The sequence below is a fragment of the Paenibacillus sp. V4I5 genome, assembly GCF_030817255.1.
Taxonomy (GTDB): Bacteria; Bacillota; Bacilli; order Paenibacillales; family NBRC-103111; genus Paenibacillus_E.
On sequence record NZ_JAUSZB010000002.1, the window covers coordinates 6,295,267 to 6,313,927 of the forward strand.

The 18,661-nt window shown below is 44.6% G+C and carries 21 protein-coding genes, 1 tRNA gene and 2 riboswitches; of the genes, 12 read left to right on the plus strand and 10 right to left on the minus strand.

Annotation, left to right across the window (positions count from 1 at the left end; genetic code table 11):
- The first annotated feature begins 173 nt into the window (after window positions 1-173).
- Window positions 174-2,192, plus strand: a complete 2,019-nt coding sequence (locus QFZ78_RS30875) for an S-layer homology domain-containing protein (RefSeq protein ID WP_307555961.1) — start codon at window positions 174-176, stop codon at window positions 2,190-2,192.
- Between the two features lie 607 nt (window positions 2,193-2,799).
- Here QFZ78_RS30875 and QFZ78_RS30880 read toward each other — a convergent pair.
- Together QFZ78_RS30880 and QFZ78_RS30885 are read right to left on the minus strand one after the other, a co-directional pair.
- On the minus strand, window positions 2,800-2,985 hold the full coding sequence (locus tag QFZ78_RS30880) for a hypothetical protein (protein WP_307553183.1): 186 nt from the start codon (window positions 2,983-2,985) through the stop codon (window positions 2,800-2,802).
- A 202-nt stretch (window positions 2,986-3,187) separates the two neighbouring features.
- Window positions 3,188-3,409, minus strand: a complete 222-nt coding sequence (locus tag QFZ78_RS30885; RefSeq protein ID WP_028556998.1) for a helix-turn-helix domain-containing protein — start codon at window positions 3,407-3,409, stop codon at window positions 3,188-3,190.
- Window positions 3,410-3,603: 194 nt separating this feature from the next.
- Between QFZ78_RS30885 and QFZ78_RS30890 the strand changes: the two genes are divergently transcribed.
- Genes QFZ78_RS30890 through QFZ78_RS30900 form a run of 3 tightly spaced genes read left to right on the plus strand, consistent with a single transcriptional unit; the run spans window position 3,604 to window position 6,044 of the window.
- Window positions 3,604-4,305, plus strand: coding sequence for a DUF6483 family protein (locus QFZ78_RS30890; RefSeq protein ID WP_307553184.1), 702 nt, complete (start codon window positions 3,604-3,606; stop codon window positions 4,303-4,305).
- A gap of 19 nt (window positions 4,306-4,324) precedes the next feature.
- On the plus strand, window positions 4,325-5,056 hold the full coding sequence (locus QFZ78_RS30895) for a class I SAM-dependent methyltransferase (protein WP_307553185.1): 732 nt from the start codon (window positions 4,325-4,327) through the stop codon (window positions 5,054-5,056).
- Window positions 5,057-5,066: 10 nt separating this feature from the next.
- Window positions 5,067-6,044, plus strand: a complete 978-nt coding sequence (locus tag QFZ78_RS30900) for an MBL fold metallo-hydrolase (protein WP_307553186.1) — start codon at window positions 5,067-5,069, stop codon at window positions 6,042-6,044.
- A gap of 444 nt (window positions 6,045-6,488) precedes the next feature.
- Here QFZ78_RS30900 and QFZ78_RS30905 read toward each other — a convergent pair whose 3' ends face one another.
- On the minus strand, window positions 6,489-7,253 hold the full coding sequence (locus tag QFZ78_RS30905) for a phosphatidylglycerophosphatase A family protein (RefSeq protein ID WP_307553187.1): 765 nt from the start codon (window positions 7,251-7,253) through the stop codon (window positions 6,489-6,491).
- Window positions 7,254-7,257: 4 nt separating this feature from the next.
- On the minus strand, window positions 7,258-7,452 hold the full coding sequence (locus QFZ78_RS30910; RefSeq protein ID WP_307553188.1) for a hypothetical protein: 195 nt from the start codon (window positions 7,450-7,452) through the stop codon (window positions 7,258-7,260).
- A gap of 329 nt (window positions 7,453-7,781) precedes the next feature.
- Here QFZ78_RS30910 and QFZ78_RS30915 point away from each other — a divergent pair, with 329 nt between their 5' ends.
- From QFZ78_RS30915 to QFZ78_RS30925, 3 genes are all read left to right on the plus strand, one after another.
- On the plus strand, window positions 7,782-8,744 hold the full coding sequence (locus QFZ78_RS30915; RefSeq protein ID WP_307553189.1) for a GerMN domain-containing protein: 963 nt from the start codon (window positions 7,782-7,784) through the stop codon (window positions 8,742-8,744).
- 196 nt (window positions 8,745-8,940) lie between these two features.
- Complete coding sequence (gene rph, locus QFZ78_RS30920) at window positions 8,941-9,699, plus strand: ribonuclease PH (protein ID WP_171644825.1); 759 nt, start codon at window positions 8,941-8,943, stop codon at window positions 9,697-9,699.
- A complete protein-coding gene (locus QFZ78_RS30925; protein ID WP_307553190.1) occupies window positions 9,683-10,330 on the plus strand; it encodes an XTP/dITP diphosphatase in 648 nt (215 codons plus the stop codon). The genes rph and QFZ78_RS30925 overlap by 17 nt, the downstream gene beginning before the upstream one ends.
- A 51-nt stretch (window positions 10,331-10,381) precedes the next feature.
- Here the strand turns inward: QFZ78_RS30925 and asnB are convergent, their stop codons facing one another.
- On the minus strand, window positions 10,382-12,226 hold the full coding sequence (gene asnB, locus QFZ78_RS30930) for an asparagine synthase (glutamine-hydrolyzing) (protein ID WP_307553191.1): 1,845 nt from the start codon (window positions 12,224-12,226) through the stop codon (window positions 10,382-10,384).
- Window positions 12,227-12,404: 178 nt separating this feature from the next.
- On the opposite strand from asnB, the gene QFZ78_RS30935 reads away from it, so the two are divergent.
- The 4 genes from QFZ78_RS30935 to QFZ78_RS30950 all read left to right on the plus strand — a co-directional run bounded on the left by QFZ78_RS30935 (window position 12,405) and on the right by QFZ78_RS30950 (window position 13,955).
- Complete coding sequence (locus QFZ78_RS30935; protein ID WP_307553192.1) at window positions 12,405-12,761, plus strand: hypothetical protein; 357 nt, start codon at window positions 12,405-12,407, stop codon at window positions 12,759-12,761.
- A gap of 46 nt (window positions 12,762-12,807) precedes the next feature.
- Window positions 12,808-12,921, plus strand: a complete 114-nt coding sequence (locus tag QFZ78_RS30940) for a DUF4023 family protein (RefSeq protein ID WP_307553193.1) — start codon at window positions 12,808-12,810, stop codon at window positions 12,919-12,921.
- Between the two features lie 164 nt (window positions 12,922-13,085).
- Window positions 13,086-13,217: a hypothetical protein gene (locus tag QFZ78_RS30945; protein WP_307553194.1), complete on the plus strand. Its 132-nt coding sequence runs from the start codon at window positions 13,086-13,088 to the stop codon at window positions 13,215-13,217.
- 134 nt (window positions 13,218-13,351) lie between these two features.
- A riboswitch (cobalamin riboswitch) is annotated at window positions 13,352-13,554 on the plus strand.
- Between the two features lie 32 nt (window positions 13,555-13,586).
- On the plus strand, window positions 13,587-13,955 hold the full coding sequence (locus QFZ78_RS30950; protein WP_307553195.1) for a (2Fe-2S) ferredoxin domain-containing protein: 369 nt from the start codon (window positions 13,587-13,589) through the stop codon (window positions 13,953-13,955).
- A gap of 371 nt (window positions 13,956-14,326) precedes the next feature.
- On the opposite strand, the gene QFZ78_RS30955 is transcribed toward QFZ78_RS30950, so the two are convergent.
- The 5 genes from QFZ78_RS30955 to QFZ78_RS30975 all read right to left on the minus strand — a co-directional run bounded on the left by QFZ78_RS30955 (window position 14,327) and on the right by QFZ78_RS30975 (window position 17,553).
- Window positions 14,327-15,163 carry an energy-coupling factor ABC transporter ATP-binding protein gene (locus QFZ78_RS30955; protein WP_307553196.1) on the minus strand — a complete coding sequence of 279 codons (837 nt, stop codon included), beginning with the start codon at window positions 15,161-15,163 and terminating at the stop codon, window positions 14,327-14,329.
- 16 nt (window positions 15,164-15,179) lie between these two features.
- A complete protein-coding gene (cbiQ, locus tag QFZ78_RS30960; RefSeq protein ID WP_307553197.1) occupies window positions 15,180-15,968 on the minus strand; it encodes a cobalt ECF transporter T component CbiQ in 789 nt (262 codons plus the stop codon).
- Window positions 15,965-16,249, minus strand: coding sequence for an energy-coupling factor ABC transporter substrate-binding protein (locus QFZ78_RS30965; protein ID WP_307553198.1), 285 nt, complete (start codon window positions 16,247-16,249; stop codon window positions 15,965-15,967). Before QFZ78_RS30965 ends, cbiQ begins: the two co-directional genes overlap by 4 nt.
- 21 nt (window positions 16,250-16,270) lie before the next feature.
- Entirely contained in the window at window positions 16,271-17,026 is a 756-nt protein-coding gene (locus QFZ78_RS30970) for an energy-coupling factor ABC transporter permease (protein WP_307553199.1), read from the minus strand.
- Window positions 17,027-17,173: 147 nt separating this feature from the next.
- Window positions 17,174-17,367: riboswitch (cobalamin riboswitch) on the minus strand.
- 112 nt (window positions 17,368-17,479) lie between these two features.
- Window positions 17,480-17,553, minus strand: a tRNA-Arg gene (locus QFZ78_RS30975).
- A 157-nt stretch (window positions 17,554-17,710) separates the two neighbouring features.
- Between QFZ78_RS30975 and QFZ78_RS30980 the strand changes: the two genes are divergently transcribed.
- Window positions 17,711-18,628 carry a hypothetical protein gene (locus QFZ78_RS30980; protein WP_307553200.1) on the plus strand — a complete coding sequence of 306 codons (918 nt, stop codon included), beginning with the start codon at window positions 17,711-17,713 and terminating at the stop codon, window positions 18,626-18,628.
- Window positions 18,629-18,661 lie beyond the last annotated feature (33 nt).

The following is an 18,661-nucleotide window of genomic DNA, read 5'->3' on the forward strand; positions in this document are numbered from 1 at the left end:
TATTTACTTCTCGTATGCTAAATTAGTTAAGATTCACTTGATCATTGTATTGGCTGGATAAAGGAAAATTTATCAATGGAAAATAAAAGGATACCCTCCTAAAAATAACCATACTAACGAATTCTTCTGATACATGTAGTATTCAAATAAAGAAGGAGAGTGCGTGAAGCGTGATGCTCAAAAAAGTAATAGCGACGGGTCTTGCTTGCGTTATGATCATGGGAAGCGGCACAGCCGTTCTAGCCAAAGATAATGGAAATAAAAAAGATGACAGTAAGGTTGAGATTCATCTTACCTTTGACGATTTGCAAAGTGCGGAGTGGGCGATGCGCTATATCGCGAGCTTAGCATCGAAGCGTGTGTTTGAAGGGTATGAGGATGGTACTTTTAAACCGCACAATACCGTTTCACGCATTGAAGCGATTACGGCTGCGGTTCGTCTGATGGGACTTCGCAGCCAAGCAGAATCAGCAGCAGAAATGAGCACTCGTCTTAATTTTAAAGATGCGGATAAAGTTCCTTCTTGGGCAGTCGGTTATGTAGCTGTAGCTTTAGAAAATGATTTATTCTCGGAAAATGATGATATGGTTCAGCCTCAAAAGGAAGCTGACCGGCTTTGGGCGACGACACTTTTAGTTAAAGCGTTGAAGTTGGAAGCTCAGGCGAAGGCGAAGATGAACACGACGCTGCCATTTAAAGATGCGAAACAAATTCCTGCAGGCGCTGTGGGTTATGTAGCTGTTGCCATCGAGAAAGGTTTGGTCGATGGTTTCGAAGACAACACGTTTAGGCCTAATCAACCGGTAACACGGGCTCAGCTCGCAGCTTTGTTAGATCGTACGGGCGGTCAAATGCCAGACCAAGGGAATAACACAATGAATGGAACTGTAAGCCGGGTTGTTACCAACAACACGCTTAGTATTACGAGTTCAGGCACAACATCAACCTATCCGCTGCATCCAGACGTTTTCATTTATCGGAACGGGGCTAAAGTCAACGCATCTGCTTTGCAAGTTGGAGACGTAGTGAAAGCACGCACATTTAATGGTCAAATTGTATTCATCGAAGTGACCAATGCCGTGCAATCCATAATCTACAGCGGCACTGTAAGTGCGGCCGTTACGAATAATACATTGACGCTAACGAAGGCTGGAGCTACCTCTAGACTACCGCTTCATCCGAATGTCGTCGTTTATCGCAACGGCATTAAAGTGAGTGCGAATGAGCTAAAAGTTGGTGATGAAGTTAATATTCGCACCTCGGATAATAAGGTCATTTACATCGAAGTCACCAAATCGATTGTACCTATTTCAAGCAGCGGGACCGTTAGCGCGACCGTTAGTAACAATGTGCTGAAGCTTACGAAATCAGGAGTTACCACTTCATACACCCTGCATCCAGATGTGGTTATTTATCGGAATGGCGTGAAAGTCAATGCTTCCTCTCTGCTGGTTGGCGATGAGGTGAATGTTCGCACATCCGACAATAAAGTCATTTTCATTGAAGTAACGCAAACGGCACAAGCCATTACGAATAGCGGGACCGTTAGCGCAGTTGTCAGCAATAACGTGCTTAAGCTTCAGAAGTCAGGTGTTACATTTGAGTTAACACTTCACTCGGATGTTATCGTCTATCGCAATGGATTGAAAGTCAATGCTACCGATTTGAAAGTTGGAGACGAAGTCAATATTCGAACGACCGAAAATAAAGTCATTTATATTGAAGTGACCAAAATGGTTCAACCCATTACAAACAACGGTACGGTAAGCGCCGTGGTGAGCAACAATGAACTGAAGCTCACGAAGTCGGGAGTCACAACCGTATTCACACTTCATCCGGATGTCGTTGTTTATCGGAACGGCGTGAAGGTCAGAGCAGTTGATTTAAAAGTAGGCGATGAAGTCGATATCCGCACCTCTGATAATAAAGTCATTTACATTGAAGTCACCAAAATGATCGATGCGAATTTACCGTTTGACCTTTTAGGAAAGTTAAAAGGAACTACCCTCAATGCCCAAGGTGAACTTGCAACGATTTCCATCACTCAAACCATTAATGGTAGGGAACAAACAACAATCTATCAGGTATCCTCTGGTGTCACGCTTTCCGGCAACTTGGCCCTATTTAAGGAAGGGAATCTGATCCAGCTTAAAGGTGTTAACAAGCTCGTAACCTCCATCACGATTAAATAATATGCGAAAAGAAGCCCACACAGATTTATGGGGCTTCTTTTTTGGTTTTGTTTTGCCGTAAAGCCTATTTCACAGTCATCTTCGGCGACTTTTTGCACAGCCACTTTTGCTGCAATGATGTATTTCATCGTTAGATTCAAGTTAAGGTAGCATTGCGATTGCTGCATCGATGTTTTGCATCGTTTCGAGGGAGATTGGGCAAATAACTGTTCATAAAAGGTTGATGGAACGATGTATTACATTGTTGAAAGGGAGTTCAATCATCATGTTAATGCTGTAACGATACTTTTCATCATTGCGTCACAGGTCGGCAAACTCTGCGTGCATTGTTTATCTCACAGGCATCTTTGGCTTTTTTTTTGGCAGCTACTTTTTTATTCGTGTGCTCCAGATTAAGCACGATTTTCGAGCTTAATCTGCATGGACGCGCGGGACAGTCTGCTGAGTAGTCGATTTTCAGCTTCTCAGACTCTGTCGAAGAGTGCTATAAGTTTTATTAGATTGATTGTTCATTCTATATATAGCGAATCGAATCTAAGTGGCCCTTATGAAGGACTACATAAATTACGTTAATTGTTTTATACCGTAGCACAAAGAAAAAAGCCCTTCAGTAATGGGCTAGGATAACAGCGATATCTCTATCATTAAATTGAATGGTACCCTCATCTGATTTCGTAAAGAAATGTCCTCTGGATTCAATATAATGGCAAAGTCTAAGCAGAATTTTGGGTTCTATATTCAGAAGCTTTGAAAGTGAAAATATATTTTTTTGATCATTGGTTGCTTCAACCATTTAACATAATTACCTCCTTAAGAGTGAATTGTATATGTATCATAGTACATGCTTGACGTCACTTGTTGTCGAAATGTCGGGTTAACAAAACTTTCAATATTTGGTGCTAACTATGATTTCTAACTATTCTGCGAAACATAAAAGCCCTTGAATCCTCCATAAGGAGGCTCAAAGGCTTACATGGATCCCTCTGCTGATGGAATCAGATCTTTAATTCCCCAAGCTTGATCAGTTCTACAACCGCTTGTGAACGACCCTTTACGTTCAGCTTTTGCATGACGTTGGAAATGTGATTTCTCACAGTCTTTTCGCTTATGAAAAGCTGCTGCGCGATATCTTTCGTGGTTTTGTCTTGTACTAAGAGTTCGAATACTTCTCTTTCGCGGTTAGTAAGTAGAAATTTGTTTTTGTGGTCGCTGCCCATGGATGTGTGTCACCCCTCCTTGCTCGGGTATTGGGAATTACAAGGTTTAGGGATACAGTCAAAATTAGTTTATGAAGGGCTGTTGTCAATGGTGCGGTATATGCTCAAAAATAGGCGATATCCGCTTTTGAGTTTCCTACCGAGGCGTGGTAAGCTAAAATGAAGCATTTCTTTTGACAAAGGAGGCTCAAAAGATGTTCAAGCGGGATTATTTTATGCGGCAGATTGAGCAAATGACCGTGGTGCTGCATCGCATACTTTTTAATAAGGAACACATCCCTTTAGAAGATGCCCAGCAGCAGCTGGATGAAGCAAGTCGCCATCTATTGGGGCTGAATATTCGCTCTTTGCAGGCTTTATCGAGTAAGGATATCCTTGATTTATTGTCCTATCATGGCAGCTTGGATACCGCGAAAGCACTGGTGCTTAGTGATATGTTTGCAGGACAAGGTGACCTGCTTCAGCGGCATGACCAGACTGACGAGGCTTATCATGCCTATCTCAAATCTGTTGATTTGCTGCTTCACCTATCGCTCTCACCTGAAGTTGAACCTATGGATGAAGTGAACGATGAGATCACATCCCGATTGAACCAGAGCTTGGAACGTCTTCAAGGATGGATCATTCCGGAGGAGATCAAGGGGCTTCTTTTCGCGCATTATGAGAAACAGGGCAATTACGCCAAAGTAGAGGATGTTTTATTCCATTATATGGAGGATCATCCGGACCAATCCGTAGTGCTCGAACAAGGTGTAATCTTTTACGAAAAATTAATGGCTATGGAAGAAGAACTCCTGCAAGCAGGCAATTTTAGCAAAGAAGAAGCGTTTGACGGTTTGCGTATTGTGAAGCAAAAATTGCAATCATTTGATATTCCTAACATGTATAAATCGTAGAAACTGAAGGTGTGAAGAAATGGCTTGGTATCAGGAAAGTTTTGGGAATGATTATTTAATTGTTTATAAACACAGAGATTTGCAAGGTGCTTATCATGAAGTGAAGAAGATGATTGATTGGCTGGGGCTGAAACAAGGAGCGGAAGTGCTTGATTTATGCTGCGGCATGGGCCGCCATTCTATGGCGCTGGCTGAGTTCGGTTACGACGTAACGGGCGTGGATTTATCCGAGGTACTTTTGAATGAGGCTTTTAAGCTAGATGCTGGAAAGCAAGTATCATGGCTGCGCGGTGATATGCGTGAAGTACCGCTTGACCGGCAATACGATGCTGTCGTGAATTTGTTTACTTCGTTTGGCTATTTTGATGAGGATGAACAAAACGAGAAGGTGCTTCATGAAATTCATCGGCTTCTAAAAGAGGGCGGCCGTTTCATCATCGATTTCTTGAATCCGGTTTATGTTCAATCGAATCTCGTTCCTCAATCGGAGCGGAGGGAAGAAGATCTATGGATTCGTGAAGCAAGAACCATTGAAGATGGCTGTGTGCGTAAACGGATTGTGATTTCGCAAAAGGGTACTGCTGATCGGCAATATCTGGAGCAGGTGAAGTTATATGATCGAACAACATTCGAAGCTATGCTGTTAAAAGCGGGATTACATATTGATCATGTATACGGTGAATATGATGGACAGGCTTATGATGCTGAAGCATCAAGCCGGTTGATTTTTGTAGGGCATAAGGAAGGATGAGTACTCGGAAATGAACATCGTGACTGAACATACGGATGAGATCACGCAAGTGAAGGTTCCGCTGCCTTTCCCTCTGCGGTGGGTGAATGCTTACCTCGTACGCGGCAGGGGCGGGTATACCGTGATTGATCCGGGGCTCCGCACCCCGGATGCGGAAGCGCTCTGGCAGCAGGTGCTGCAGGAGCGCGGGATCGGTTTCGAGCACGTGGAACAGATCGTGCTCACCCATCACCATCCCGACCACTACGGGATGGCGGGTTGGTTCCAGGAGCGCACGGGCGCGCCGGTTCTCCTCTCGGAGACCGGCCTAGCGCAGGTGCAGCTCCTGTGGGGCCCGGAGCAGCCGATGTCGGCGCTGCTCCTGACGCTCTTTGCCCGGCACGGCTTCCCGGAAGCCGGGCTGATCGAGATGACGAAGCACATGGTGAGCTTCGTCTCTCTGGTGTCGCCGCAGCCGCAGGTAACGGTGCTGCGTGAAGGGCCTGTGCGCCTCGGAGACCGCGTGTACGAAGCCATCGAGACTCCCGGCCACGCCGCGGGTCATCTATGCTTCTACGACGCCGCGGCGGAGGTGATCTTTTGCGGCGACCATGTCCTGCCGCAAATATCGCCGAACGTTTCCTTCCTCCCGCAGGTGGAAGAAAACCCGCTCGGCGCGTACCTCAGCAGCCTGCAGGAGATCGGCAGGCTGCCTGTGAAGATGGCTTACCCGGGGCACCGGGAGCCATGGTCCGGCTTTGGCGCACGCGCAGAGGAGCTTGTGCGCCATCATCATGAGCGGCTTGCGCTCATGGAGGGGGAATTAAGCGCGCCGCTTAGCGCTTATGAGGTGTGCCGTGCGACGTTCGGCGACCGGCTGAGCATACACCAGATGAGGTTCGCGCTGTCGGAGACGATCGCTCACCTCATCCTGCTGGAAGCAGAAGGCCGCATCCAGCAGGTAGACCCAGCTGCGGAGCTCATTCAATATATCGCGATATCGAAGTAAATACAGAAGGCCTCCAAGACCCGTTATGTGGTTTTGGAGGCTTTATTATTTTCAGGGGAAGTGCATCGTCCATTCCATGGGAACTTGCATCCGCTATATCTTAGGAAAACGAAGGTATTTCGATTATAGCGGAACTAGAATCCGCTATTTTTGGGAAAATGCATGTATCTCGATTCTAACGGAATTAGAGTACGCTATTTTCAAGAAAATTAGGCTTTTTGTATGAAAATAGGGAATTAGCGAATCCTCGTTCCTCTTACTCATGAAAATGGGCGTTTTAGGGCAAATAAGGCATTCACGTTCCGTTAAAAGGGTTCCGACGAACACTCAGTATCCTTGGCTATTCCTAAAGCCTCTCGCTCGATTCCTTACAGCACTTAATCAATTCTCCCTACAACTCAGCACTCTACGGCAACTCTTCAATAACCAGCATCTTCTACTTACTCACTTCAAAGGCTTACTATAAGTAGGAATATTATTATGCGCCAAACGGCCACAGGCGGCTGCTACGACACCGCATACCATATCATCGATAAATGTATTGCATTTTCCTTCAGAATGATCGCTGTCGAGGTCTTTAATAATCCCGATTTTCTCTTTGTCTAAGTATCCGAAATTCGTGAGTGCAATGGTCCCATACATGAGTGGAACGGCTGTTGCGATGCTTTCATCAACCCCGAAAAGCCCTTCGTCTTGTCCAACAATATGATTATATTGGGGGTTAAATTCTCCGGCTTCGACGGCTGTATCAATTTTGATCGCCAATTGAAGGGCGTGGAATGTTTGCTGTTTTCGTAATACGGCAAGAACATGCTCTTCACAAAGGCTGCGCTCCATATTCGGATTGTAAGGACGCTGAAGCTGATCCAGAATATCCACCATATCCTCCAAAGCCACGCCTCTCGACTCGAACAGAGCCAGGTTACGTGTGGTATAGTCCTCTTTCACATTCTCAGAAATGATTGAACTTGCAGTTGAAGCAACAATGGCACAGATCCCTTTGGAAATGAAAGATTTAGGACGTTTGTTCGGAAAGAAGAAACGGAATTTGCAATCCATAAATCCAAAAAGAGAAATCGCGCCGCTGCCATATAGTCCACAGATGGACATAGCAATGGTGCGATGAACATTATAGGCAGGATCCTTCATACTAGCTAGAAGCTCGGAATCATGTTTGACCTTCTTTTGGAGCTCCATGAGCGTGGACATAACGTTATAGGTTTCTGTTATTGCTTAATACTCCAAGTAGAGTCGTTGTGATCGTTTCATAGGGAATTTTCTTAATTCCTTTGATTTCGACGAGTAAGCGAGCAACGGCGTCTTCGATGACAGCTTGGGAATAGTGACTAAAAACCTCTTCACGGAATTCGTTGAAAATGTTTGCTTTTTCTTTAAGGAATGTTCTCATTGAAGCGCCTCCAAATTAAGTCAATTCTTTATTTTTGAGTATAGCATATCTTTAAAAGATGCCGAAGGATTAACTCCCAGGATTTTTGTTTCAATGTGCTACAGGTTTAAAACCTGGTGCATGACTTTTTTTCAAATGTGGACAAAAAGTAGTTATAAATCGGACAAAGCCTCGTATACATAATAATACGAAAAAGCATTGTACAGGCCATACAAAGAAAATACAGGGCAGATGCTTCAGAAAGCTTCTGCGAAAACTTGGAGGAGGAAATAAGCTAATGAAACATCAACATTGGATTCGTTCAGCCGCTATCGCGGGGGTAAATTGCCTTGCTGACCACGGGATGTTCGGTTCTGGGCACTGGGAAGAAAAGTGACATCGATGCACCTCCGACAACGGGTGCGGAAGCTGACGCGAAGACGACATCAGCGGCCGTTACGATCGATATGATCGAGGACAATTCATCACAGATGACGGTTTATGTGAAAGATGCTAAAGGATTCGTTGCTCCACTTAGTCTTGGATTACCAAAAACGGTTTCTGTTGCCAAAACGACTCTCGAGTACATGGTGGACGGAGGTCCGGTTGCAAGTTTGCTTCCATCGGGTTTCCAAGCGCTGCTGCCTAAAGGTACGAAGGTTGTTAGTTTGAATGTTACATCAGACAAGCGTGCCATAGTTGATTTCTCTAAGGAGTTTCTCAATTACGATGGACCGAATGAGAGAAAGATTTTGGAGGCTATCACTTGGAATCTGACGAGCTTCCCAACCGTAGAGAAAGTACAGCTGCGCGTAGATGGAAAAGATCTGAAAGAGATGCCGAAAGGGAAGACACCGCTGGATACACCGCTTGCACGCTCTATGGGGATCAACATCGAGAAGGCTGAGGATGCTGAATTTGGTCAATCCACACCGGTTACACTCTATTTCTTGAATCAAAATGATCAAAATTACAAATATTATGTACCTGTTACAAGGCTCGTCAAAAGGACGGATGATGTCGCGAAAGCGGTTGTCGAACAGTTGATCAAAGGTCCTGATCAGAAGAAGGGTCTGGCTGCTGTTCTGAATGCTACAACGGAAGTGAAGAGCATTAAGCCATCGGATGGTGTTATAACCGTTGACTTCTCCAATAAATTCCTTGGCGCTGATCAGAAAGCATCCGCTGAAGCTATGCAATCTGTTATTCTTTCATTGACTGAGAACACAAGCTTTAAGCAAGTCCAAATTAAAGTGGATGGCGCTGTGAAACCTGTAACTAAAACAACTCATATTAATCCGGCTAAGCTTTAAAAAGCTTGCCCGGTTCTAACGACCTCTATGCAAGGCGCTGTCTCTGACAAGTCGCTTGCATAGGGGTTTTCTCAGCATTATAATCAATGTTCGGCATCATTGTTTTTGACTTAGGATGCTTTTCGCTGACTACTTTGTTACAATGGGGCGTAGGAACAAAGCTTCTGATGGAAGCAACAGGAGGAGAACAACATTTATGAGAATTGGCGGAAGAACGAATCAAGAACTGCGACCTATGAAAATAACCCCTCATTATATAAAACACGCGGAAGGCTCGGTGCTTATTGAGGTCGGGGATACCAAAGTGATTTGTACAGCGACAATTGAAGAGCGCGTCCCACCTTTTATGAAAGGTCAAGGGAAAGGATGGGTAACAGCCGAATATTCGATGCTGCCTCGAGCTACGCAGGTTAGAAATCAGCGTGAAGCTGCCAAAGGTAAGCTTGGTGGACGTACCATGGAGATTCAGCGTCTTATTGGCCGTGCGCTTCGTTCCGTGGTGAATTTGGAAGCTTTAGGCGAAAGATCCATCACGCTGGATTGCGATGTTATTCAAGCGGATGGCGGTACTCGTACAACGTCAATTACCGGTGCTTTTGTTGCTATGGCATTTGCCATCGATAAGCTGGCGACAGACAAAAAATTAGCCAAGTTCCCGATTAACGACTTTCTGGCTTCTGTGAGTGTTGGTGTTATCGGCCAAACACCGCGGCTGGATCTGAATTATGAAGAGGATTCACACGCTAAAGTAGATATGAACGTCGTGATGACGGGGCAGGGTCAATTCGTAGAAATTCAAGGAACGGGCGAGGATGCTCCTTTTTCCCGTAAGGAACTGGATGAACTGCTTGCTCTTGCTGAAACAGGCATCCATACGATGATTGAAGAGCAGTCTAAAGTATTAGGCCCGATCGCTGATCGCATTCGAGGTGTACATCATGCTGCTACAAAGTAATTTCGTTGTCATTGCAACGCGTAATGAGGGCAAAGTAAAAGAGTTTGAGAAGCTTTTTGGCGCAAAAGGCTACAAAGTTCGCTGCTTAACGGATTATACCGATCTTCCGGAAATCGTGGAGAGCGGAACGACGTTTTCAGAAAATGCACGGATTAAAGCGCAGATTATTTCGGCACATCTTCATGTGCCGGTCCTTGCCGATGACTCTGGGCTGTGTGTAGCGGCTTTAAACGGTGAACCGGGTGTTTATTCAGCCAGGTACGCTGGAGAGAACGCTACAGATGCGGACAATAATGCTAAGCTGCTGCAAGCATTAAGCGAGGTAGATTCTGTAGACGGATTACCTGCTGACGCAGAGCACCCAAAGCTTTTGAGCGAAGCTTCCTTTGTCTGTGCGCTTACACTCATCGATCCTGTAGCGAATGAAGTGATTGAAGCGGAGGACTCTTGCCATGGGTATATTATTGGGGAAGAACGTGGCGAAAGCGGCTTCGGCTATGATCCCTTATTTTATATCCCTGCTCTTGGGAGAACGATGGCTGAATTAACGATGGAAGAGAAGAATGAGATGAGCCATCGAGCCAAAGCTTTGCGTATGTTCTTGGATAGACTTCCTGATCAGAACGGGTAATAGCATGAAGAAAACCTGCTTCCACTTCATTGGTGGGTAGCAGGTTTTTTTTTATCGGATGGAAATTTTATAGGAACGTAACCAGGTATCCACTTGTGCCAAATAGGCAAATAGTTGAGGGCCTGTCATCAACTGACCAAACCAAGGGAGATCGAAATCATTCGACTCTGAACTGGCAAGTGCGCGGATTTTCTTAACATCAATGAAGGGAAGTAAGGGTGAGCTAGGGTCATCCAGAATTTCCAACACCCATTTTCTCACCGCTGCTAAATAATTAGGATTGTGTGTCTTTGGGTAAGGACTTTTCTTGCGAGTTAGCACATCGTCAGGAAGAACACCTTGGAGCGCTTTGCGCAAAATACCTTTCTCCCGATCACCCGATGTTTTGATTTCCCAGGGAATATTCCAGACATACTCGACAAGACGGTGATCGCAGAAGGGGACGCGAACTTCAAGTCCGACGGCCATACTCATTCGATCCTTTCGATCTAGAAGTGTCGGCATGAAGCGGGTAATGTTTAAGTAAGACATTTCTCGCATGCGGTTCTGCTGCTGCGTTTCCCCAGCTAACCGCGGCACTTCGCTGAGCGCTTGCTGGTATCGATTACTGACATACTCGACTGGTTTGATCCAATCTACAAAATCGGGAGCAAGCAGGTCGACTCGATTGTTCAGTTTTAAAGACCAAGGGAACGTGCCCGCAGCCAAAGCTTCTTCATTGTGGAACCAAGGGTATCCACCGAATATTTCGTCAGCAGCTTCGCCGGATATGGCAACCGTCGCTTCTTTTTTGATCTCACGGCAAAATAAATAAAGAGACCCATCGACATCAGCCATCCCTGGTGTATCGCGGGCAAATACCGCTGTTTTCAGTGATTCCACAAGCTCGGGTGTGTCGAATTCAATATAATGATGCTCGGTTCCTAGATGCTCCGTCATCCGTTTAATCCAAGGTGCGTCGGAATTTGGCTGGAATATGTTTGCTTTAAAATGCTTGTCATTATCTTTGTAATCAACGGAAAAGGTATGCAGAGCGCCTTGCCCGCTATTCTTGTAATGAGCAGAGGCAAGTGCAGTAAGCGCACTAGAGTCAAGACCACCCGATAGAAGAGTACAGATGGGTACATCAGACACAAGTTGACGCTGGGATGTGTCTCTAAGTAGTTGTTGAACTTGCAATGCCGTAGCAGCGATATCGTCGGAGTGCTGGTGGCTTTCGAGCTTCCAATACGTACGAATGGATAAGCCGTTGCGGTCAAATACAGCGCATTGTCCTGGTTTGAGCTCTGACATGTTGCGATAAATCCCATGACCAGGTGTGCGAGCAGGACCTACTGCGAAGATTTCGGCCAAGCCTTCCGCACCAACCTCTGCTTCGAAGTCGGGGTGTGCGAGTATGGCCTTCGGCTCAGAACCGAATAGAAGCACACTATTTTGATGAGAATAAAAAAGCGGCTTTACGCCAAGCCGATCTCTGACCAAATAAAGGGATTGTTCTTGATCATTCCAGGCCGCGAAAGCGAAAATGCCATTAAGTCGATCTACACAAGCTCTTCCCCACTCAATAAAGGCAACAAGCAGCACCTCTGTATCACAGGTCGTGCGGAAATGATGTCCACGAAGTTCGAGCTCCTTTTTGAGTTCAGGTGCGTTATAGAGTTCGCCATTATATACGATCGTATACGTGTAGTCTCCTTGTTTCCGTACCATGGGCTGAGCGCCGTTTTCCGGATCCATTACACTAAGACGCCGATGGCCGAGGGCACAATGCTGTGAAATCCAAGTACCAGAAGCATCAGGTCCACGCAAATGGAGCGTTTCCGTCATATTTTCTAGAATGGACGGGTACCCGGTCAAGTCTTTCCGCCAATCTATCCAACCCGTTATTCCGCACATAGACGTTCCTTCCTTTCCTTATAAAGAGAGCATGATGATAAAAGGTATGCAAACTCAAGGTATATAATGTCTGTCCAAAAGTGGATGGGCGCAGTCAACCGGACGGATTTTGTGTTTTATGGACAGGCCTGATACAATAAACCCAATTCTTACTTACTAAATGACAAAGGTGATGACAATGAAAAAGAAACACTCTAAAGCACAAATTGATTATCTAGCCTCAAGAGAGCATTTCCTGCAAATTAGTAACCAAGCGGATAAACGGATTGCGGAATTAAAAGAGGAAGGGAAAGAAGTTGGGCAAGCAGAGATGGAAGAAATTATTGAGCGTGTCGGCTTGCATCGTGCTTACAATGAACTTACCCAAGCCGAGAATGTCTTGATCAACTGGACACAAACAGCTATCAAAACCGAACCGGAATTTATTCAAAACCGCACTAATTTTGAGGAATTGTACGAAAAAGTCAAAACAGATGCAGAAGCAAGAGGCGCGATTCTTAATCTTGCCATGCGTTTAAATTTAGACCTCGTGTGACATTCTAAAGAGGTAGTGCCATTCTTTCTTCAGGAGGCGAATGCTCATGGATAGTCATTTCATTAGCAAGCTGCACGAAAAGCAGAGAAAAGCCAAGAAGAATCTCAAGACACAAGGGGACGGACGTCCGGAAAGTAATATGCCGAACAACAAGCACTAATGTCTAATGGCACCACCAAGAGCCTGCAGGGAGATTTCCTTGCAGGCTTTTGCTTTTCTTTTCCTTCGTTCTTTATGGGTATTATAAACAGCATATTAGAGGCGGTATCTCTCCATACTAATCAAGTGATCATTATTTCAACTTACAGGAGGATTAACCCCATCATGAGCAAAAAGAAAAGTATGGAACAAAGGACACAAAGCACAATCGATCATTCGAAGCAATCTTCTCGTATACAGTCCAACCTGGATTCAACAGAGCCCGGACATCACCAGCCGAATCGGCCTTCCGTTTAAGTTAATGATTTGAATTCGTGAATACAGCTTCCGATGTAGTCCCTACCATTTGGTGGGGGCTTTTTCCTTGTCTGTAAGTAGACTATGAGGTAAGATGATGATTGAGTTTAAAAGATTTCAATAAACTCGGGTACAATTTCATATTCGAAATAGGTGCTTACATTCCGCTTTCAAAGCGTAGGGTAAGCTTAAAAGGGAAGATCGGTTAGAAGCCGACGCGGTCCCGCCACTGTAACAGAGGAGTCAACGTCTCTATGCCACTGATCGACCGATTGGGAAGGCTGACGTATGATGAAGATCCTGAAGCCAGGAGACCTGCCTATTTCAGCAGCACAGTTATATACCTACGGGAGATAGGGAGGTGTTCTTATGAGTACGTGGGATCTATCAACAGTCCAACATCATGTACTTATCTGTAACGGGGGATCTTGCCTGAAACATTCAGGAGATGAAACAACGCTAGCCATCCGAGATGAAATTTCGAAGCACGGAGCCGAGCATCTTATACATACAACTCGGACTAGATGTAATGGCCGCTGTCAGGATGCAGGTGTTGTCACGGTGTATCCGCAAGGGATTTGGTACAAGGAAATGACACCAGAGACTGGGAGAAGGCTTGTTAGAGAGCATTTACTAGAGGGGAAACCACTCGAAGAACATATGATTTATAGCTTTGAGGAAAGCTTTGTGCCAACCGGAAAAGGAAATAAGGGCATTAGTCGCATACAAAGCAAATAATCAATGAATGAAAGTTTAAAAAGAGGGATATCTTCCTTAAAGCACGTAACCATAAGGACTTCCGTAATAGGGGGAGGTCCTTTTTGGTCAGAATTTATATGTTATAGGTAAGAGGTAAATAAAGCTTACTCCTTACCTATTCGTGCCTCCAGAATAAGCGCGTTTTCCGCGCTTATTCGTCATACTTGTTCATAATGGAACGGCAGGCCACTAAAGTGGATGAAAAGAGCTAAGCATTGAATGAACGGAACGAGAGGGCCTACCATTGATAGATGGATGCACGCATGTATACATGAAGAAGCTGTCCCTCTAACTATTTTATCAATGTTGGGACAGCCACTTTTAACTTTATATATATTCGTTGATGATAATTATAAATGGACTTTTTGTAATAATGTTGTAAAATCACGCACATTCTTGGGTGCGGATACGCCCTGACGGTTAGCTTCAGGCAATGCTTCCCACAAATCTAGCAGCATTGGCCTATCAAGACCAAGGTCTTTAATAGCCTTGCTATCTTTGAATATTTCATCTGGTGTGCCTTCCATGACGCACTGTCCTTGATCCATCACCAGAATCCAATCAGCCCATGAATAGGCTAGGTTCATATCATGGGTAGCCATGACTAACGTGATTCCGCGGCTATGTATACGGTTGATCTCCTCGACTAACTGTTGCTCCGATATACGATCTAGATAGGCCGTTGGTTCATCAAGAAGTAGAAGCTTTGGTTCAAGCACCAGCACACCGGCTAGGGCTACTCGTTTCTTTTGACCGAGGCTCAAGTGGTGAATGGGTGTGTGCGCTAAGTGTTCGAGTCCCATCGTTTGTAATATAGCTTCTGCTCGGCGAGTAATCTCAAGTTCAGGAATGGCAGCATTCCGCAGTCCGTAGGTGACATCCTCATAAGGAGTATTCAAAATGAGCTGCTGTTCAGGGTCTTGAAACACAAGTCCAACATCTTGACGTAATTGTTTGAGTTCTTTGCGAGTGTAAGTTAAAGGTTCGTTCTTCCATAAAACTTGACCCGATGAAGGTGAATGAATGCCAATAGCATGAAGAAATAAAGTCGATTTGCCAGAACCGTTATGACCGCAAATGGCCGTTTTTTTTCCCTCGGGGATGCGGAGCTTTAATTTGTTTAAAGCCATGGTCTGTGAAGAGGGATAGCTGAAACTTACTTCTAAGGTTTCTAAAATCGTGCTCATCGGTACTCCTCCAATTTCAATGCAGCCAAATTTCGAGCAGCAGTAAGAGTGTGAACCCTACATAACTTTCCAATTTATATCGAAAAGGTACAGGATTAGCTCGGTAAGGCACCATATGAATGTCATCCGTAAAACCTCGGGAGACAAGGCCATTTGACAATGATTTATACCGCTGCATCGTTTTGATAAACATTTGAACAATTATAATGGCTGTATCCTTTAATCTATTTTGGAAACCGGTCTGACCGCCTCTTGATTGCTGAGCTAGATACATGTTATTGGCTATTTCAAATAGGATGAACAGAAACCGATACATAATAAGCATAATTTCCAGAACCAGCTTGGGAACACGAACTTTTTGTAAGACTTGCAGCAATTCAGAAAAAGGAGTGCTGAACATAATAAAGGACACGCAACTTAAGCTCGCTATAATACGAATGAATAATTTTCCAATTAGCAAAAGACCTGTTGAAGTAACGGACAATTTCCAGTCCATGAATATAAAGGCCGCCACCTCATGAATATCAGGCATGGCTTCTGGCAGAGGACGGATCTCTACGACTAATGCGGGTACACTCCCCACAAAAAAAAGGCATGCAGCACCGATGACAGTTACATAATATTTGATCGGAACGCGAGCGTAGCCAACCGTCCATAGAGTCATCCATAACGCTATAAGCACCTGGACGGGTGGATGCGTTAGATAAGAAAACAGCAGCATGATAACTGCAAAACCGCACTTCCACATCGGTGACAGGGGGCGTAAGGCATTTTTATAAGATAGCGAATCGATTCGTTTTATCATTGGTTTTTGGATTTAGACGCTTTCCCTTTGAAAAAGCCAAAGGCAAACCCGATGAAGCCAGCGCCAATGGCCGCTTGTAAGGCGAATAGCATACTTTCTGTCTCAGCTGGGAGCTCAAATAAAGAAGAGAACCATGGCGTATAGGAAGGTTGAATACTCTGAATTAATTGTTCAGCGGCATCATCAGCTCCTCCAAATTCGCCTTGTACGAAAATAAGGGGCAAAACTGCCAGTAATACAACAGCAATCAGCATAAGGGTATTTAAAGTACGAGTTTTCATTGCTCAGAAGCTCCTTTCATTTTAGTGTTGTAGGATAGATAGTTCTTTAGGGCTGTAAGATTGTAACCAATTCCATATTAATACGGTTAAAATGCCTTCACTAATGGCAAGAGGGATTTGCGTAATGGCAAAAATACCGCCGAATTTCAAGAAGGATGCCATAAATCCACCTTGTTCAGCCGGGAATGCAAGAGCTAATTGGACAGAAGTAACAATGTATGTGGATAAGTCGGCAAGAGCAGCTGCCAAAAATATCGACCATTTTTGTTTGCAGGTTGTTTTCATCATGAACTTATATATGAAGTAACCAACTACTGGACCGGAGAGGGCCATTGAGAATGCATTTGCCCCGAGAGTCGTAAGTCCTCCATGAGCAAGTAAAACCGCTTGAAATAACAATACAATCGATCCTAGGACGCTCATAGGGAGCGGTCCAAACATTACAGCTCCTAAACCTGTACCTGTTGGATGAGAACTGCTTCCGGTCACAGAAGGAATCTTTAGTGCTGAAAGTACGAAAGTGAACGCAGCAGCAAGACCGAGCATAATTTTGAGCTCTGGATGTTCTTTCGTAATTTTGATAAGTGCTCGGACACCAAGAAAGAAGAACGGAAGGAAGGCTGCCCACCAAAATATAGCCCAACCTACGGGGAGAAATCCTTCCATAATGTGCATGCCGTAGACGGTTTGCGGTTCATTAATGAATAGATAAAGGGCTAACCCTATAACCACTAGTAAGAAGCTAACGACCTTTGTCTTTCGTGATTTTGTTTGCATGTTTTTTTAATTCCTCCTAATTGAAGTTCGAATAACAAACAAAAAAGACCAATCCTGATGGATTGGTCGTGGGTACGTACGAATAAACGACAAATATAAGCTACATGTCGAGAGACTTGACGTACACCGCTCCTTTCCGCGAAGGTTTCTGGGTGCATAAATGAAGGTAGGTCTCCTGGCTCTCGGATCATCGTATTCTTTCTGCCTTCCCTGAATATGCATCAAGTGACATGATAGAAAGAAACTCCCCGAATACAGTGGCGGGACCGCTCGGGATTTGCACCCGATTCCCTGTTACCCCTTGCTTGCTACGCAAGGGCACCTCATTTATTCGAAAAAATATGTAATTGAAAAGAGTATAGCACAATATGAAAGATTCGTAGCATAGTGAATTTTATTTTTCTTATAAACAAAAAAAACCGCGATTTCTCGCGATCCTTTGCCGTACATAAACGTCCCAGGAGGGATTCGAACCCCCGACCGCACGCTTAGAAGGCGTGTGCTCTATCCAGCTGAGCTACTGAGACATAGACCTCTTCTTACCTTGCGGATGTGATCCGTTTAGCGAAGCAAGAGTTATATTATCATATAGTTTCAAGTGAAGTCAACCCTATTTTAAATGTTTATTTTGCAATCACTTGGACAATCAAGTAAACTGTCACCAGCGAGACCAAGATTTCTGAGGTGATCATCATAACGGACCCATCCATCAATAACTTAATTCTTTTTCCGAAAACAGAGCAATATTACGAAGAGGAGCTGACTCGGTTTCTAAAAACAGAGCAGTATAGTGATGCACTCCAATTGCTAACCTTTCTACTGCAATTTCCGACAGTAGACCATCACAAAACCGAACAATGGGAAGCCCTGAGGAATTGGCTGTATACCATGTATCCGGAATCCATGTTCCCAATGACGTCTCCATTGGAAGATGATCCAGAGGAAGAAACGGATCTATTACGGCAGTACATACAAGAAAAGACAGCCGATGATGGCGCTTTTGCGCTTAAGCTTCTGAATATGCTAAGAGACGGTACATTAGAGCAGCAAGTCAATGCCCTTGAACAATTGGCGTTTATTGATCAATCTGACGTAAGCCAACGTGTAAAGGAGTGGCTAGGTGAGAAGCCGCGGCACCCTCACATTCAGTTTAAAGCTTTACAGGCTCTTAAACAGATGGGTGAGCGTGGATTTATCGAGTTCCCTAAGAATGGGGAAAAGATCCTTGTCGAGATCGAAGAGACACCGATGTGCCCGGAGGATTTTCCATCACGCATTCGTGATATGATTCGCAGGGTCGGGGACATTAGTGAAATAAGCCAACCTGATTTTGTTTATTTTGCCAAGCAGACTTGGCAGGAATTTCTAGCCTATGCCTATGGGACATCGATCTATACGGATTTACAGAATGCGGAAGAAGGCGCTGTTGATGTATGGGCATCTGCCTTGCATGCTATTCTACAAGAGAAATTATTTGGCAGTGTGAATCGGGAAGAATTACTAGACAATTACGGGATTGTTGATTCCATGAAGCTGCAGTGGAAGCGAGCTAACCTTGTGCTTCAAGCGTTTGTGAAGCAGTTTAATCCGGATCCATCATAAGGCAAGAAAGGTTGCCTTGAAATGAAAATCTTA

Bases quoted from the DNA above. Each gene is read 5' to 3' on its own strand.
- QFZ78_RS30875 (WP_307555961.1), top strand. From the start codon at position 174: ATGCTCAAAAAAGTAATAGCGACGGGTCTTGCTTGCGTTATGATCATG.
- QFZ78_RS30880 (WP_307553183.1), bottom strand. From the start codon at position 2,985: ATGGTTGAAGCAACCAATGATCAAAAAAATATATTTTCACTTTCAAAG.
- QFZ78_RS30885 (WP_028556998.1), bottom strand. From the start codon at position 3,409: ATGGGCAGCGACCACAAAAACAAATTTCTACTTACTAACCGCGAAAGA.
- QFZ78_RS30890 (WP_307553184.1), top strand. From the start codon at position 3,604: ATGTTCAAGCGGGATTATTTTATGCGGCAGATTGAGCAAATGACCGTG.
- QFZ78_RS30895 (WP_307553185.1), top strand. From the start codon at position 4,325: ATGGCTTGGTATCAGGAAAGTTTTGGGAATGATTATTTAATTGTTTAT.
- QFZ78_RS30900 (WP_307553186.1), top strand. From the start codon at position 5,067: ATGAACATCGTGACTGAACATACGGATGAGATCACGCAAGTGAAGGTT.
- QFZ78_RS30905 (WP_307553187.1), bottom strand. From the start codon at position 7,253: ATGTCCACGCTCATGGAGCTCCAAAAGAAGGTCAAACATGATTCCGAG.
- QFZ78_RS30910 (WP_307553188.1), bottom strand. From the start codon at position 7,452: ATGAGAACATTCCTTAAAGAAAAAGCAAACATTTTCAACGAATTCCGT.
- rph (WP_171644825.1), top strand. From the start codon at position 8,941: ATGAGAATTGGCGGAAGAACGAATCAAGAACTGCGACCTATGAAAATA.
- QFZ78_RS30925 (WP_307553190.1), top strand. From the start codon at position 9,683: ATGCTGCTACAAAGTAATTTCGTTGTCATTGCAACGCGTAATGAGGGC.
- asnB (WP_307553191.1), bottom strand. From the start codon at position 12,226: ATGTGCGGAATAACGGGTTGGATAGATTGGCGGAAAGACTTGACCGGG.
- QFZ78_RS30935 (WP_307553192.1), top strand. From the start codon at position 12,405: ATGAAAAAGAAACACTCTAAAGCACAAATTGATTATCTAGCCTCAAGA.
- QFZ78_RS30940 (WP_307553193.1), top strand. From the start codon at position 12,808: ATGGATAGTCATTTCATTAGCAAGCTGCACGAAAAGCAGAGAAAAGCC.
- QFZ78_RS30945 (WP_307553194.1), top strand. From the start codon at position 13,086: ATGAGCAAAAAGAAAAGTATGGAACAAAGGACACAAAGCACAATCGAT.
- QFZ78_RS30950 (WP_307553195.1), top strand. From the start codon at position 13,587: ATGAGTACGTGGGATCTATCAACAGTCCAACATCATGTACTTATCTGT.
- QFZ78_RS30955 (WP_307553196.1), bottom strand. From the start codon at position 15,163: ATGAGCACGATTTTAGAAACCTTAGAAGTAAGTTTCAGCTATCCCTCT.
- cbiQ (WP_307553197.1), bottom strand. From the start codon at position 15,968: ATGATAAAACGAATCGATTCGCTATCTTATAAAAATGCCTTACGCCCC.
- QFZ78_RS30965 (WP_307553198.1), bottom strand. From the start codon at position 16,249: ATGAAAACTCGTACTTTAAATACCCTTATGCTGATTGCTGTTGTATTA.
- QFZ78_RS30970 (WP_307553199.1), bottom strand. From the start codon at position 17,026: ATGCAAACAAAATCACGAAAGACAAAGGTCGTTAGCTTCTTACTAGTG.